The 14,177-nt window shown below is 70.4% G+C and carries 18 protein-coding genes and 1 pseudogene; 5 read left to right on the forward strand and 14 right to left on the reverse strand.

Annotation, left to right across the window (positions count from 1 at the left end; genetic code table 11):
• Positions 1 to 47: 47 nt before the first annotated feature.
• Entirely contained in the window at positions 48 to 1,013 is a 966-nt protein-coding gene (locus K7862_RS20225; protein ID WP_222964491.1) for an aldo/keto reductase, read from the reverse strand.
• Between the two features lie 248 nt (positions 1,014 to 1,261).
• Between K7862_RS20225 and K7862_RS20230 the strand changes: the two genes are divergently transcribed.
• From K7862_RS20230 to K7862_RS20240, 3 genes are all read left to right on the forward strand, one after another.
• Positions 1,262 to 1,612 (forward strand): winged helix-turn-helix transcriptional regulator, encoded by a 351-nt coding sequence (locus K7862_RS20230; protein WP_222964493.1) that lies wholly within the window; start codon positions 1,262 to 1,264, stop codon positions 1,610 to 1,612.
• An 87-nt stretch (positions 1,613 to 1,699) separates the two neighbouring features.
• Complete coding sequence (locus K7862_RS20235) at positions 1,700 to 2,404, forward strand: cytidylate kinase family protein (protein WP_222964495.1); 705 nt, start codon at positions 1,700 to 1,702, stop codon at positions 2,402 to 2,404.
• 64 nt (positions 2,405 to 2,468) lie between these two features.
• A complete protein-coding gene (locus tag K7862_RS20240) occupies positions 2,469 to 2,717 on the forward strand; it encodes a hypothetical protein (RefSeq protein WP_222964497.1) in 249 nt (82 codons plus the stop codon).
• A gap of 679 nt (positions 2,718 to 3,396) precedes the next feature.
• Here K7862_RS20240 and K7862_RS20245 read toward each other — a convergent pair.
• Both K7862_RS20245 and K7862_RS37710 read right to left on the reverse strand, forming a co-directional pair.
• Positions 3,397 to 4,062 carry an alpha/beta hydrolase gene (locus tag K7862_RS20245; RefSeq protein WP_262413493.1) on the reverse strand — a complete coding sequence of 222 codons (666 nt, stop codon included), beginning with the start codon at positions 4,060 to 4,062 and terminating at the stop codon, positions 3,397 to 3,399.
• On the reverse strand, positions 4,053 to 4,319 hold the full coding sequence (locus K7862_RS37710; RefSeq protein ID WP_262413494.1) for a hypothetical protein: 267 nt from the start codon (positions 4,317 to 4,319) through the stop codon (positions 4,053 to 4,055). The genes K7862_RS20245 and K7862_RS37710 overlap by 10 nt, the downstream gene beginning before the upstream one ends.
• A gap of 67 nt (positions 4,320 to 4,386) precedes the next feature.
• Between K7862_RS37710 and K7862_RS20250 the strand changes: the two genes are divergently transcribed.
• On the forward strand, positions 4,387 to 4,863 hold the full coding sequence (locus K7862_RS20250; protein WP_222964499.1) for a MarR family winged helix-turn-helix transcriptional regulator: 477 nt from the start codon (positions 4,387 to 4,389) through the stop codon (positions 4,861 to 4,863).
• A 47-nt stretch (positions 4,864 to 4,910) separates the two neighbouring features.
• Here the strand turns inward: K7862_RS20250 and K7862_RS20255 are convergent, their stop codons facing one another.
• The 6 genes and pseudogenes from K7862_RS20255 to K7862_RS20280 form a co-directional block, all read right to left on the reverse strand.
• On the reverse strand, positions 4,911 to 5,243 hold the full coding sequence (locus tag K7862_RS20255; RefSeq protein ID WP_222964501.1) for a hypothetical protein: 333 nt from the start codon (positions 5,241 to 5,243) through the stop codon (positions 4,911 to 4,913).
• A gap of 57 nt (positions 5,244 to 5,300) precedes the next feature.
• Positions 5,301 to 5,420, reverse strand: a pseudogene (locus K7862_RS20260) (ZIP family metal transporter); the annotation flags it as partial.
• Positions 5,421 to 5,562: 142 nt separating this feature from the next.
• Entirely contained in the window at positions 5,563 to 5,790 is a 228-nt protein-coding gene (locus K7862_RS20265) for a helix-turn-helix domain-containing protein (RefSeq protein WP_222964503.1), read from the reverse strand.
• Entirely contained in the window at positions 5,787 to 6,368 is a 582-nt protein-coding gene (locus tag K7862_RS20270; RefSeq protein WP_262413496.1) for a Uma2 family endonuclease, read from the reverse strand. Before K7862_RS20270 ends, K7862_RS20265 begins: the two co-directional genes overlap by 4 nt.
• 297 nt (positions 6,369 to 6,665) lie before the next feature.
• Positions 6,666 to 7,388, reverse strand: coding sequence for a response regulator (locus K7862_RS20275; protein WP_222964505.1), 723 nt, complete (start codon positions 7,386 to 7,388; stop codon positions 6,666 to 6,668).
• Positions 7,385 to 8,641 carry a sensor histidine kinase gene (locus K7862_RS20280; RefSeq protein WP_222964507.1) on the reverse strand — a complete coding sequence of 419 codons (1,257 nt, stop codon included), beginning with the start codon at positions 8,639 to 8,641 and terminating at the stop codon, positions 7,385 to 7,387. Before K7862_RS20280 ends, K7862_RS20275 begins: the two co-directional genes overlap by 4 nt.
• 135 nt (positions 8,642 to 8,776) lie before the next feature.
• Here K7862_RS20280 and K7862_RS20285 point away from each other — a divergent pair, with 135 nt between their 5' ends.
• Positions 8,777 to 10,387: a nitrilase-related carbon-nitrogen hydrolase gene (locus tag K7862_RS20285; protein WP_222964509.1), complete on the forward strand. Its 1,611-nt coding sequence runs from the start codon at positions 8,777 to 8,779 to the stop codon at positions 10,385 to 10,387.
• 15 nt (positions 10,388 to 10,402) lie between these two features.
• On the opposite strand, the gene K7862_RS20290 is transcribed toward K7862_RS20285, so the two are convergent.
• The 5 genes from K7862_RS20290 to K7862_RS20310 form a co-directional block, all read right to left on the reverse strand.
• Positions 10,403 to 10,702 (reverse strand): DUF4873 domain-containing protein, encoded by a 300-nt coding sequence (locus K7862_RS20290; RefSeq protein WP_222964511.1) that lies wholly within the window; start codon positions 10,700 to 10,702, stop codon positions 10,403 to 10,405.
• Between the two features lie 104 nt (positions 10,703 to 10,806).
• Positions 10,807 to 11,850 (reverse strand): zinc-binding dehydrogenase, encoded by a 1,044-nt coding sequence (locus K7862_RS20295; RefSeq protein WP_222964513.1) that lies wholly within the window; start codon positions 11,848 to 11,850, stop codon positions 10,807 to 10,809.
• A 295-nt stretch (positions 11,851 to 12,145) separates the two neighbouring features.
• Positions 12,146 to 12,652, reverse strand: a complete 507-nt coding sequence (locus tag K7862_RS20300) for a cupin domain-containing protein (RefSeq protein ID WP_222964515.1) — start codon at positions 12,650 to 12,652, stop codon at positions 12,146 to 12,148.
• Between the two features lie 3 nt (positions 12,653 to 12,655).
• Positions 12,656 to 12,994, reverse strand: a complete 339-nt coding sequence (locus K7862_RS20305) for a YciI family protein (protein WP_222964517.1) — start codon at positions 12,992 to 12,994, stop codon at positions 12,656 to 12,658.
• 111 nt (positions 12,995 to 13,105) lie between these two features.
• Positions 13,106 to 14,164, reverse strand: a complete 1,059-nt coding sequence (locus tag K7862_RS20310) for a LacI family DNA-binding transcriptional regulator (protein ID WP_222964519.1) — start codon at positions 14,162 to 14,164, stop codon at positions 13,106 to 13,108.
• Positions 14,165 to 14,177 lie beyond the last annotated feature (13 nt).

Genomic DNA, 14,177 nt, shown 5'->3' on the forward strand with positions numbered 1-14,177 from the left:
CAGGCGTTTTCTCCAGGGAGTTCAGGTTCTCCAGGGAGTTCAGGCGGTCAGGCCGTCCCCGCCGGGAAGAGCTCGTCGAGCCGTGCGGCGAGTTCGGCCGTCCACGGGAGGCTTTGGGCCTCGTGGACTCCCTGCCACTGCGACTCCTTGCTGACGCCGATGACCGGAGCGGCCACCACAGGGTGATTGACCAGCCAGGCCAGCGCCAGGCCGGCCGGTGTGACGCCGTTGTCCGCCGCGAGCCGATCAAACTCCGCCACCCGTGCCATCAGCCCCGGGTCGCCCAGGAATTCGTCGGTCCGGCGCCCGGTGCTGGCCCGGCTTCCCTTCTCCGGCTGTTCGCCGCGGCTGTAGCGGCCCGCGAGAATGCCGTTCGCCAGCGGCGAGTACGGGGAGTACGCCAGCCCCTCCGCCTGCACGATCGGCAGGACGGTCAGGTCGTCGTCGCGGACGATCAGCGAGTACGAGTTCTGGATCAGCTCGGGGCGTACGAGACCGAGGCGATCGGCGGTCTCCAGGGCGGACTCGAGCGCGGCCCGGTCGACGTTCGACAGGCCGTACGCCCGGATGCGACCGCTCTCCACCGCCGCGCTGAACACCGGGAGCGACTCGGACCACGGCGTCTTCGGGTCGACGGTGTGCGCGAAGTAGAGATCGACCCGCCCGAGGGTGTCGATGCTGTGCTGGAGTTGGCGTTCCACACGCTCGGGGGACAGGTCGGGGCCGCCGCTCGTGAAGCCCGTCTTGCTCTGGACGAGCATGCCGGAGTCCGGGTGCGCCGCGTTCCACACGCCGACCACCCGTTCGCTGTTGCCTCCGGTGTAGATGTCGGCGGTGTCGATGACCGCGAAGCCCTCGGCGACGGCACGGTCGATCAGGCGGAGGCCCTCGGCGTCGGACAGCCCGAGACCCGGGCCGGTCTGCGTCGAGACTCCGCCGATGTTGCCGGTGCCCAGTACGAAACGTCCGAGCTGCGCCCGGCGCTCTTGCGGTGACGATGCGATCCAGGTCATGGCAGGTCCCATCTCGACGGGGTTCGGTCGCTCACGGGGGCGACCAGCGGTGATGAGTAAGTACGATTTTCGAACTCACCGCTACCGGCCACGCTACCCAAGGTCAGTCCGAAAAGCGAACTAACCCGCCGGTGGCTCGTTCCTGGGCGCCGGCGGTGGGCCGGCGGTGTGCCGTCGGCGAGCGGCGGGGCCGAGAGCCGGAGAGGTAGCATGACCGGGTGAGTCCGGAATACGAATCGACTGATCGCGTGACTCCCCGGGTCTGCTCCATCGCCGACGCGCTCGACGTCGTCGGGGAACGCTGGAGCCTGCTCGTCGTCCGGGAGCTCGGGTTCGACGTCCGCCGGTTCAAGGACATCCAGATCAACACCGGCGCCCCGCGGGAGACGCTCGCCCTGCGGCTGCGCAAGCTGGAGGCCGCGGGAGTCATCGAGCGCCGCCGCTACAGCGACCGTCCGCCGCGGGACGAGTATCTGCTGACCGATGTCGGCCGCGAACTGCTCCCCGTGCTGCGTGCGCTGCGAAAATGGGGGGAGCGGCACGTCACGCCCGTCCGGGCCGCAACGAGCGGCGAGCACGAGGCACCTAACCAGGCCTGACCTGCCGGGGAGCAATGCTCAAGGCCTGCGGAGCGGCCTCGGTCGGACGCGAAGGGCGTACCCCCCGGAGGCGTGAGAGGGGCACCGATGGATCAGGGCACCCGCGACGAGCTCATCAGCCGGCTTGCCGAGGCGATCAGGTCCGTCAGGGCCGCTCACCCGCTGAGGGTCGCCATCGACGGGCCGCCCGCCGCCGGCAAGACCACGCTGGCGGACGAACTCGCCGTCGCCCTGCGCGCGCAGGACTGCCACGTCATCCGCGCGACCATCGACGACTTCCTCTTCCCCCGGGCGCGGCGCTACCGACGCGGCAAGTACTCGGCCGAAGGCTGCTACTTCGACGCCCACGACCGCGCCGCACTGTGCCGGGTCCTGCTCGATCCGCTCGGCCCAGGTGGAGACCGAAGGGTTCAACACACGGTCTACGACGCGGACACCGACACCCCGTCGTCCTCGCCTGCCACGGCCGCCCCCGCGGACGCCGTCCTGCTCTTCGACGGCGTCTTCCTCCTGCGCTCAGAACTCATCGACCGGTGGGACCTGCGCATCTTCGTGTCCGTCCCCTTCGAGCAGACGGTTGACCGTGCCAAGGACCGGGGGACAGCGCCGGCCGGATCCACCACCGACACGGCCGCCATCGAACGGTCCTGGCGCGACCGCTACATCCCGGCCCAACAGCTCTACTTCGCCACAGCCCGCCCCGCCGACCACGCCGACATCGTCGTTCACAACGATCAACTCCACCGGCCGGCCTGGGAAGTCCGCCCACGTTCATCAAGGCCCGGGACGTGACCGCCTCGCCGGGTTCGGTCGAGGTGGTATCGGCTCACTGGCCGGCGGGGTGTACAACAGGGCTGTGACGACGCTGCCGACGCGGGGTATGTGGTGGGCCGAACTCGCGGTCTTCCTCGCGGGAACAACGGTGACCCTGATGCTGGTCATGTTCGGTCTCTCGCAGGCAACCGGGCATCGCTCGGTATCCCTTGGCGTCGGGCCCTCTTCGGTGCTGCTCGCGGTCTCCATCGGTGTCGGCATCTTCCTGAGCGGCCGGCTCAGGGCATGGGGATTGCGCCGCCAGGCTGCGTTCAACGCCACGCGATCCTGAAAAGCGCCGAGTTGGTTGGGCTATGGCTGCTTCGGATCCCACGGCCTTCGCCTGTGAACCCGCGGTCCAAGCGGCGCTGCTGGGCAGTCCACCACAACCCGTCACCGCGAACCGAACATCACGGCGGTCGCAAGAGCGAGTGCGACGGATGCCATGATGGCGGCGTTCGATACGACCGTGTGAAGCGCGCGCAGGGGGTACGTGGTGTGGTATTTGGTGGGCCCCCTCGGTGCGCTGTCGCTGCTCGGGGTCGTGGCCGGGGTTGCCGCCATCAGGTCGAGCTGGCTGCCTTCATGGATGGGCAAGAGGACGTTCCGGCCCCGGTTGTGGGGGTACGCGGAGGTCCTGTTCTCGGCGAACCTCGCCGTGCAACTGGTCGGCTGGGCCATTCTCAGCCCACGCCCACGGGGCTTGGCCTATGCCGTGGGGTTCGTGCTGCTGATGGTCGCCTTGGGGCTACTGCGAGCCTCGCAGCGCCCAGAGCGGACCGGTTGAGACCCGCGGCTGGATACGGCTGGCCCGGGCTCTCCACTGGCCCGCCATCCAGCCTTTCCTGGCGAGAAATCCGCGGCGCAGTCAGGGCAGTTCGTCCGGCCGAAGAGGTAGCCGCCAAGGATAGGAACAGCGAGCCAGGGTCTGGGGTTCGGACCGTGGTCCGTAGGAGACCGCCTGCGGGCTTTCAGCCTGCCGACGTGCGTGCCGTGGCCCTGGCGCGGATGTGCTGGCCGAGAAAGAGAGCGGCGCGGTCCAGTGCCTCGTCGGCTTCGTCCAGGAAGCCGGCGAACGCCTGGAAGACATGGGGAACGTCAGCGGTGATGTCCAGGATGACGTCCACTCCGGCTTCCCTCGCGCGCGTGGCCATGCGTGTGGAGTCGTCCAGGAGTATTTCGTTGGTGCCCGCCTGCAGAAGCATCGGAGGGAAGCCGGTCAGGTCGGCGAGGGTGGCGGGGCTGAGCATGGGCTGATGCGGATCCTGCCCCGCAAGGTACATGGTCCCGGTGTTTTCCAGGCCCTCACGCGTGAAGAACGGGTCGATGCCCGCCTTGGTGTCCATGCTCTCGCCCGTCCGGGTCATGTCGAGCCCGGGGGAGAACGCCACGATTGCGGCGGGCATCGGCAGGCCGGCGTCGCGCGCGGCGAGGCAGGTGGTGACGGTGAGACCGCCGCCGGCGGAGTCCCCGGCGAACGCGATCGCCGAAGGTTCTTCGCCGCTGTCGAGAAGGGCGCGGTAGGCGCTCAGTCCGTCCTCGATCGCGGCCGGGAACGGATGCTCAGGGGCGAGCCGGTAATCCAGGGAGAACGCCCTGAACCCTGTTTTCGTCACCAGGTTCCCCGTCAGCGACATCGCCGTCTCCGGTGAACCGACCACGTAAGAGCGCCGTGGAAGTAGAGGATCGTCCCGGCCTTCGGAGTGTCGACCGGCTCGACGAGCACCGCGGGGCGATCGCCGAGCGTGGCAGTCCGGGTGCGGATCCCGGCCGGGACGATCATGTTCCCCATCATCGCCCTGAACCCGGCGCGGATCTCCTCCACCGACCGAGGGGCCTCCGGCTGGGGCCGTCGGACCATCGCGTCGATCTCCGCGCGCTGCTGCCGGCTCATTGTCTCCTCCATCGCGAGTGCATGCCCAGGAACTATATGCCTAGGCATTTAGGTTACGATATATGCCATGGCATCTAAGTCAAGCCGTGGCCCGATCGACCTCCCGGGTTTCTTCGCCGATCTCGTCCGCTGCGAGACACGCCTCTACAACGCGCTGAACGACCGCCTTCGTGAGCGGCACGGGATCGTCACTTCGCAGTTCGAGTTCCTGCGCTTCCTGCGCGACCACCCGGGGTCACGGGTCGCGGACCTCGCCACCGAGTTCGCCATCGGGATCGGCGCGACCAGCAAGGGCATCGACCGCCTGGAGAGGCAGGCATGGGTCACACGGCGAACCAATCCATCGGATCGCCGCTCATCACTGCTGGACCTGACCGCCGAAGGCCTGCAACTCGTCGAGGCGGCGGAGGCGACCTTCACCACAACACTGGCCGAGCTGATCGCAGACGTCCTGGGCGGTCCCTCAGGACCGGCCGCCGTACAGGTCTTCTCGGAGTTGCGTTCTGTACTCGAACGCGACCAGGTCGGCCTGCCCACAGGCTGACCGGCATGCGCATTCAGTGCGACGGGCCGTTGCCGCATGATCGGCGATCACACCCCGATTGCGCCCCGGGACTGCTTCCTCAGGCTGGCCTCGATCGTCAGCGCGGCTGTCAGGGTGACCGCAGCCGTGGTCATCGAGCCGAAGAAAATACCGTCGAACAGCGCGCTGTTGGCCCCCTCGACCGTGCCGTTCGCGTGCGTGCAGGACTTCTCGAACGGGAAGCTTGCCGTGTGTACGGCACAGTGGTTCTGCAGGTCCTCATGGAGCACGCTCGCCTTGAACCACGACAGTGCCCACATGCACAGGAAGATACCGGCACAGGCGCACACCACCGCCCACAGGCGGTTCAGCCAGGCGTCACCCGCACTCCTCTTCGGCACGCGGCCGAGCCTATCCCTCGGCCGTTCCGGCGGCTCGGAGTTCACTGAGAACGCTCAGCCGAGCATCAGCCCAGCGGCCAGCCCCAGAACGAGGTGGCGGCGGTCGCCGACGCGCTGCGCGACGATCCCGCCGATCAGCGTCATCAAGAACGCGCCCGCGGCGACGATCGCAGCCATGCCGCGATTATCGGCACCCGCTTTCCCTGACGACTAATCAGTGGGGCCATTCGGAAAGTCCAGGGCAGGGAGTCCCGTTGACGTACGAGTAGGTGGACGACACCTCCAACCCCCGACGTGGCACGAGCCCGGGCAGGGGGATTCAGGGTTGTCCGCCAGGGCAGTGTGAGCCAGCTCGGGGCGTGAGTCCAAGAGTGAGGTCGCAGCCAAGGGCAGCGGCGAGGCGGCGGAGTACCGACAAAGTGGGAGCGGTTTTGCCGGACTCGACCCGAGAGACGAAAGCCTGCCCGGTACCAGCCCGCTCGGCGAGTTGCGCCTGCGAGATCCCCAGCTCGGTGCGGCGGGCTCGGATCAGCTCACCGGGACTCACTGGACGCCTTGTTCATAGCGGGGCAGCTCGCTCGTGTCGATGATCCAGTCCCCGATCGGGATCTTGTCGCCGAAGCGGTAGGGGACCCGGGCCTCGTAGGCGGGTGTCTCGCCACCCTCCGAGATCGCCCAGTAGTGCACACAGGTGCCGTTGCGGGGGTCGACGATCAGGTAGTGCGGAATCCCCAGTCGCGGGTAATGGTGCAGTTTGCTTTCGTAGTCGTTCTCCGGGTTCGACGTAGACACGATCTCGACGGCGAGCTGCAGAGCCCGGGGGCTGATCGCGTCGTCGGTGTCCATCGCGGCTTCGGGTAGGACGAGTACGTCGGGACGGCGCAACTGTCCTAGGTCGGCTTCCTCGATGTCTCCTGAGGTGGTAGCCACGATGCCGTCTGCAAGCTGGGGTTGAAGCTGGCGCTCAATTCGCAGCGCCGCAAGATCATGACGGCCGGCAGGACTCATCATCATGATGATCTGACCCTCGCTGATTTCAACGTGAGGGCTGAAGGGAGGAGGCGGGGTGAAGTGTGCAGCGAAGTCTCGAAGATGCCGATAGATCTCGCGCTGGACGGCGGTCATGATCCCAGGCTACATGACGGAATCGGCATATAGTGTGCAGCGCGCCCGACCGACCCCCACCGGCGCGTGAACTACGGTTGGCCCGGCTTGGCGGGCCAGGTGCCAGTTGGATCCCGGTGCGTCACACCGGCACCTCAGCGGCCACCCACAGTGGAGGAAACGCGCGGAATGCCGACCACCACGTGGAGCTGGGCGAACGGTCCGCACGGCCGTCCGTGGAAATTCGGCGGTCATGACGCAGCCGACGGACTACCGGCGCTGTCGGTCCTGGATCGCCGCGCCGGATGTCGTCTCCCATCATGCGTGCCCCACAAGTCCCGCCCGGTGGGCGAGCATCGCGGCCTGGACGCGGTTCTCCAGGCCCAGACGGGTGAGGATGCGGTTGACGCGGCTCTTGACGTTCGCCTCGGTGAGGCCGAGAGCCGCGGCGATGGCGGCGTTGGACATGCCGCGGGCGAGAAGGACGAGGACCTGGAGCTCGCGTTCGGTCAGGGCGCTCAGCGGACCCGGGTCGTCCGGGCCGCCCGACCCGTCCAGGGATTCCCCCTCGCCCCGCCCGGGGGCGGTGGGCAGCAGGGCGGCGGGCAGCGCCGTGACGGTGTCGATGAGGCGGCGCGTGACGCTCGGCGCGAGTACCGGCTGTCCGCCCGCCGCCGTGCGGATCGCGTCGGCGAGTCGGTCCGGAGGGCTGTTCTTCAGCAGGAACCCGACCGCCCCGGCGCGCAGCGCGGCGTGCACGTACTCGTCCAGGTCGAACGTGGTGAGGACGAGGACGCGCGGAGCCGGTCCGGGCCCGGGCCAGCCGGTGGTGAGGCGCCGCGTTGCCTCGACCCCGGTCACGCCGGGCATCCGGACGTCCATGAGCACGACGTCCGGCCGGAGTTCGACAGCCCGGGCGACGGCCTGCTCCCCGTCGGCCGCCTCGCCGACGACCGACAGGTCGGCACGGCGCTCGACGACCAGCCGGAGCGCGGTGCGGACCATCTCCTGATCGTCGGCGAGAAGTACCCGTACGGTCATGGCTTCTGGCTCTCCTCCGCCGGTCGGGAGGCCCGCGCGAACATCACGGCGCGCACACGCCAGCCACCGTCCTCGCGCGGTCCGGTCCGCAGTATGCCGTCGAACGCCGCCACCCGTTCGCGCATGCCGACGAGTCCCCGGCCGCTGCCGGGGACGGCCCGATGGCCGGGCGGCGCCGGGTCGTTCTCGACCTCGATCGTGAGGTGAGTGCCGTCCCCGCGCACGAAGACCCGCACGCCGACGGGCCCGGCGTGCTTGACCGCGTTGGTCAGTGCTTCCTGGACGATCCGGTAACCCGAGACCAGCAGGCCGGTGGACACCCCGGTCCCGGCCCCGAGGTCCGACACGTACGTCACCCGGCAGCCCGCCGCCGTCGCCGCGCCGATGAGCGGTTCGAGATGGTCCGGGGACAGGGACGGTTCGGGCGCGAGTTCCTGCTCGCGGAACGACAGCAGTCCGAGGAGGCGGCGCATCTCGACGAGCGCGGTGTCGGCGGTCCGTGCGATCAGGCCGACGCTCTTCCTTGCTTCCGCGACGGCGGCGGCCTGACCGGCGCAGGGGACGCCGTCCGGCGTGCCTTCCTCGGCCGCCCGCGCCAACAGGGCGATGGCGCTGACATGGTGGGCGACCACATCGTGCAGGTCCCGGGCGATGCGGGCCCGTTCGGTCAGCACCGCCTGCCGGGCGTTGCGCTCCTGTTCGGCCCGCAGACGCCGATTGAGGTCCCGCAGTCGTGCGGCGTCGGCGTCGATCCGGCGCCTGCCGTATCCCAGGATCCAGGCCAGGGTGAAGAAGAAGACGAACGTGGTGGTGCTGATCGGCTCCAGCGAGCCGGGGCGGGGGCTCTGCCAGTGCCCGGTGAGGGCGTCGGCGCAACTGGTGGACGCGAGACACAGCACCGTTGCCGGCAGACCGGCCGAGGCCGTCGCGTACCGGGCGACGCCGTACACGCCGATCATGAGCAGGAACGGCCCGGGTATCCGGCCGGGAATCGGGCTGAGCGCCTGGAAGACCGCGTAGAGGGCGGTCATCGCCGCCAGCACGGCGCAGGGACGCGTCCGCCGCCACAGCAGCGGAACGGTCTGCGTGCCCCACAGCACCACCCCCCAGGCGCCCGGCGCCGGGGAGCGGTCCAGCACCGTGGTCACGTCGAGGAGCGTGACGCCCCCGCCCAGGGCGACATCCGTCAGTCGCGGCCGGTCGGCCATCCATTGCCGCACGGCTCGTGGCGCGGCATCCGTCGCAGCGGTCATCTCCGTCGTCACGCTAGAGGAAGAGAGGGCGTGACGGATCGTCCGTCAGGCGCGCATCGATAGTTGCGCGGCAGCCGGGAGGATCGGCACCTCGGCCGAGGCGCCTCGTGCCTGCGCGCTCCTAGCGTCCTCCGCATGACCAGACTCCCCAACGCCCTTGGTGCACAGGCCAGTCCGACGGCAGCAGCGCGACGCGACACGACGACCGCCGGCAATCCGCCCGACGGCCCGGGACGGCCGGCACCCGCCGTCCGGCCACTGCTCCTGCTGCTCGGCACGGGCACGATGCTGTTCGCGGTGGGCGGTCGCTGGGACATCGCCGCCGCGGCGTGGATCTTCCCGGTGCTCCTGCTGCGCTACACCCGTCTGAGTCGCGTGGCGACCGGAGCCCTGGGGATCTGGGCGGCGCACATCGCCGCCGCCTTCTTCTGGATCCAGGAGTCGGCGATCGGCCTCGGCCCGGTGACCGCGGTGGGCGCGGCCGCGCTGGCCGCCGTGCAGACCCTGCCGTTCCTGGCCGACGGACTGCTGGCCGGCCGGCTGCGGCCCGCACTGGCGGCCTGCGTCTTTCCGTCGGCCGTCGCGGGCGCCGAGTTCCTGATCGGCGTGGTGTCGCCGTTCGGCACGGCCTACGGTTCGCTGGCCGTCACCCAGTACGGTGACCTGCCGCTCCTGCAGGTCGTCTCGGTCACCGGCTCCTGGGGGATCGGATTCCTGATCGCGTACTTCGCCAGTACCGTCAACCGGATCTGGGAACGGCCCTCGTGGCGTCCCGGCTTGGCCTACGGGGCGCTGGTGACGGCCGTGGTGCTCGCGGGCGGCGCCCGTCTCGCGTTCAGCCCGGCCTCGGTGACGACCGTCAGGGTCGCCGGGATCAGCCCCGGCCGAGCCGTGACCGCCCAACTCACCACCGCGCTCGGGCGGATCAGCGGCGGATCGGCGGGTGTCGCCGCCGCCCCCGCCCCGGCGGTGCAGCCGGCGATGACCGCCGTCGAGAACGACCTGCTGGCCTCCACCCGGCGGGAGGCCGCGGCTGGGGCGAAGATCGTGGTCTGGCCGGAGGAGGCCGTGAAGACGCAGGAGTCCCACGAGACCGCCGCCATCGCCGAAGCGCAGGACCAGGCCCGCAGCTCAGGCATCTATCTGGAGGTCGGGCTGCGCGTCTACAGCACGACCGGCCCGGCCTACGGCAAGGACGAGGCCGTCCTCGTCGACCCCCGCGGAAAGGTGCTGTGGACCTACCAGAAGGCCCACCCCATCCCCGGCTCGGAGAAGTTCACCCCCGGCGACGGCCGCGTACCCGTCGCCGACACCCCGTACGGCCGCCTCGCCGACGTCATCTGCTACGACGCCGACTTCCCCGCCATGATGCGGACCAGGACCGACATCATGCTCGTCCCCTCCCACGACTGGAAGGCCTACGGGGGCGCGCACACCATGAAGGCGAGCCTGCGGGCCATCGAGGGAGGCTACGCGGTGGTGCGCCAGGACGCGGACGGCGTCTCGACGGCGTACGACGACAAGGGCCGGGTCCTCGCCTCGACGGACTCCTTCACGACCGACCGGCAGACCATGGTGGCGTATGTGCCGACGCGCGGCACCACCACGGTCTACGACCGGATCGGAGACCTCTTCGCCTGGCTCTGCCTGGCCGCGGTCGGCGCGCTCGCCGTCACGGCGCTGGTCCGTCGCCGGCACCCCGCATCACCGGTGCCCGTCACCGGGACCGGGCAGGCCGCGGACTGAGGCGCGGGCCGGGGCCTAGAACGGCGGGCGGCCCTGGCCGTCGATCGCGATGCTCGGGTCGTCCTTGTCGACCCGCGTTCCTTCTTCCAGGCGGAACGCCGACTCACCGTGTTCGGTGCGCAGGGTCGCCGGCTCGACGCCGTCCCACAGCTGCCAGAAGTGGTCGGTACCCCGGTCGGGGCTCACCACACCGGCCCACTCCTCGCCGAGCCGGGTGCACATCGTCACCCTCAGCCGGGCGTGGACCGGGATCTCCTCGGTGCCGATGACGACGACGGCCGGGCCGTCGTACGGGGGTCGTGGTGTCGCGCTCATCTAACGATCGTGCGCCGTCGCGCGCGCACCCGCACGTCGAGCCCGCGATCTCGCCGGCGGGGCGGCCGGGGGTCGGCGTCAGCCCGACGCCGGCACTCCTCGTGTCAGGGCTTGACCAGGACCTTCAGGCTCCTGCGGTCGGCCATGTCCTGGTAGCCGGCAGGGACGCCGTCGAGGTCGGTGACGGCGTCGAAGACCCTGCCGGGCTCCATGGTGCCGTCGAGGATCCCGGGCATGAGTTCCTCGATGTAGGCGCGGACCGGTGCGGGTCCGCCGGCCAGCCGGATGTTGTGGCGGAACAGGCTGCCGAAGCCGACCGGCGCTTCCTCGTACTGCGGGGCGCCGACCCGGCTGATCACGCCACCGGGGCGCACGATGCCGCAGGCCTGCTCGTAAGCGGGCATGGTGCCGACGGCCTCGATAACGACGTGGGCGCCGTGGCCGCCGGTCAGCGCGCGAACCGCGGCGACGCCCTCCTCGCCGCGGGCGGAGACGACGTCGGTGGCGCCGAAGGCGCGGCCGAGGTCGGTGCGTGCCGGGTGGCGGCCCATGAGGATGATCTGCTCCGCGCCCAGGCGTTGGGCGGACAGCACCGCGAGCAGGCCCACGGCGCCGTCCCCGATCACCGTGACGCGGGTGCGCTCGTTCACGCCGCCCACGACGGCGGCGTGGTAGCCGGTGCCGAAGACGTCGGAGAGCGTCAGCAGGGACGGGATGAGCGCGGAGTCCGCGGCGACGGGGAGCTTGACGAGGGTGCCGTCGGCCAGCGGGACGCGGACCGCTTGGGCCTGACCGCCCTCCTCCGCCTCGCCGTCCCAGAACCCGGCTTGCGGATTCGAGCAGGACGTGTGGAGGCCCTCGCGGCAGAACTCGCACGTGTTGTCCGAGATGGCGAACGGGGCGACCACCAGATCGCCGGGCTTGACGGTGGTCACCTCCGGGCCGGTGGCCTCGACGACGCCGAGGAACTCATGGCCCACGCGGGCCGGACCGTCCTCGGGCTTCATCGACGCGTAGGGCCACAGGTCGCTGCCGCAGATACAGGCCGCGGTGACACGCACCAGGGCGTCGGTGGGCTGCTTGATGACGGAGTCGGGGACCTTCTCGACGCGGACGTCACCGGCGCCGTACATGAGGGTTGCGCGCATGAGGTGCTCTCCCGTGCGGTGATCGTTGGGCGATGGTGCGGGTCACCGAGCCGGGTGCGACGGTGCTGGTCAGCGGCCGTGAGTGCGGACGCGTGCGACCCGGCGCGGATGTCTCCGGCTCACCCGGCGAGTGCCCCTCGGTCGTCCGCTGAACCGCGGACCGCTGACCTGCCGCTCCCCGGACCCGTCCCACCCGCCTCCTGGGGGTCGGAAGCGGTGCCGGAAGCCCGCGACGGGGATCACCAGCGCCCGGTGGCGAGCTTCACGCATGACCGCCCGGCGGGGCGCTCCGCCGTCAGCCGTCCTCCTGGCCCAGCACGTATAGACGCGGGAGGTTCACCACGATCGCTTCCTGGGTGCTGCGGGCGATGACGACCACGGCCTCCTCGGAGGGATCCGGATTCTCCTCGCGGTGCGGTACGAACGGCGGGACGAAGACGTAGTCGCCGGGCCCGGTGCGCAGCCGCACCTCTTGCGGCCGAGGCCCGGATCCGTCGAGGAAGACGAACTCCGGGTGGCCGCTGACCACGTAGATGGCGGTCTCGGACTCGCCGTGGTGGTGGTCGGAGGAGGACGTGGACGGCGCGACATGGGTCTGGCCCATCCACAGCTTCTCCGACCCGGTGGTCCTCCCGCTGACGGCGGCGAACCTGCGCATGCCCTCGGTCTGGGCCGTGCCCGCGTCGAGCGCGTCAGCGCGGATGTGGTGCAGCCGGCTCCGCAGGGGAGTCCCCGACTGCCCTGCGGCACCGCCGAGATGCGGGTGGAAACCCTCGCCGGGATTGGTGGTCGGCTCGCTCATGGGTCAGGCGGCCGGGTCGTGCATGATCTCCCGGACCTCCTGGGCGCAGCGGCAGGCGGCAGCGAACTTGGCGGCCCATTTCAGCGCGTCCTCGCGTGAGGGCACATCGATGATCGAGAACCCGCCGATGACCGCCTTGGTCTCCGGGAACGGGCCGTCGGCGACGGTCCCGTCGGTGGCCACGACGCTCGCCCGCTGGCTCTGCAGCCCGCCGCCGAAGACCCACACCCCGGCGTCCTTCGCCTCCCGCAGCACGGCGTGCGCGGCTTTGTCCACCTCGGGCAGATCCTCCTCGGGGAACGTCATCGCGCCGTCATCGAACGAGATCAGATACCGCGTCATCCCTGGCTCCCTCGACCGTGGGCCCCTTCGGCCGCCTCTCACCCTACGGGCACGGTCTGACACGGCGGTGCGGCTTCGGTTGCGACACTCGGGGAGCCGGCCGTGGCCCTCCTACGCGTGCTCGGTGGGCGAACGGCCGCGGGAGCCGGCACGTGCGGGGCTGGGCAGTTCTCCCGAGCCGCGGGGGATCAGCGTGGTGGGCACGATCACCGTCCGTGCGCGGGAACGGTCACCCCGGAGACGATCGAGGGCGGTCTTGCCCGCCGACTGGCCCATCGCCTTCGGGTCCTGGGCGATGACGGTGAGAGCGGGCTGCAGCGTCTCGGCCATCGGCACGTCGTCGAAGGCGACGACGGCCACGTCCCTCCGCCCGCGACGGGCCAGTTCGCTGACCACGCCGATGGTCATGAAGTTGTTTCCCGTCAGCAACGCGCTGGGCGGGTCCTTGAGTTCGAGCAGCCGCGCGGTCTGTTCCGCCGCCTCCGCGGGATGGTGGGCGTCCGTCACCAGCTGCCGGCTGTACGGCAGAGAGGCGCTCACCAGCGCGTCCCGGTAGCCGGCCAGGCGCTCCCGCCGGGTGTAGAGCGCGGCCGGCACGTCGCCGACGAAGCCGATCCTGCGGTGGCCGGCGGCGATGAGGTGAGCCACTCCCTCCCGCGCGCCGGAGCGGTTGGAACTGACCACGGTGTCGCTGGTCAGGCCGTTGCCGGGGCGGTCGATGAAGATGACCGGCATACCGGCGGCGCGCGGCGCCTTCAGGTGCGCATGGTCGGCGCCCACCGAGGGCACCACCATCAGCACGCTCACCCGGCGGGCCATGAACGTCCGGGTCAGGGTGGCTTCGCGGTCCGCGTCGTCCTCGGAGGAACCCATGAGCAGCATCAGCCCGGTCTCGTGGACGACCTCCTCGATTCCGGCCGCCACAGCGCCGAAGAAGGGGTTGCTGAGATCGGGCACCACCAGGCCGACGGTCGTGTCGGCTCCGCCCGTACGGGTGCTGCGCGCCATCAGGTTCGGCTGGAAGCCGAGTTTCTCGACGGCGGCCAGCACTCGCTTGCGTGTCTCCGCGGAGCTGGGGCCGTCCTCGTTGAGGACCCGGGAAACCGTCTTGGCGCTGACGCCCACCTCGCGGGCGACATCGGCGAGCGTGGGGCGGCGGAGGGGCCTCATGGACCACCTTTCT

This window comes from Actinacidiphila acidipaludis, assembly GCF_019890725.1.
Taxonomy (GTDB): Bacteria; Actinomycetota; Actinomycetes; order Streptomycetales; family Streptomycetaceae; genus Actinacidiphila; species Actinacidiphila acidipaludis.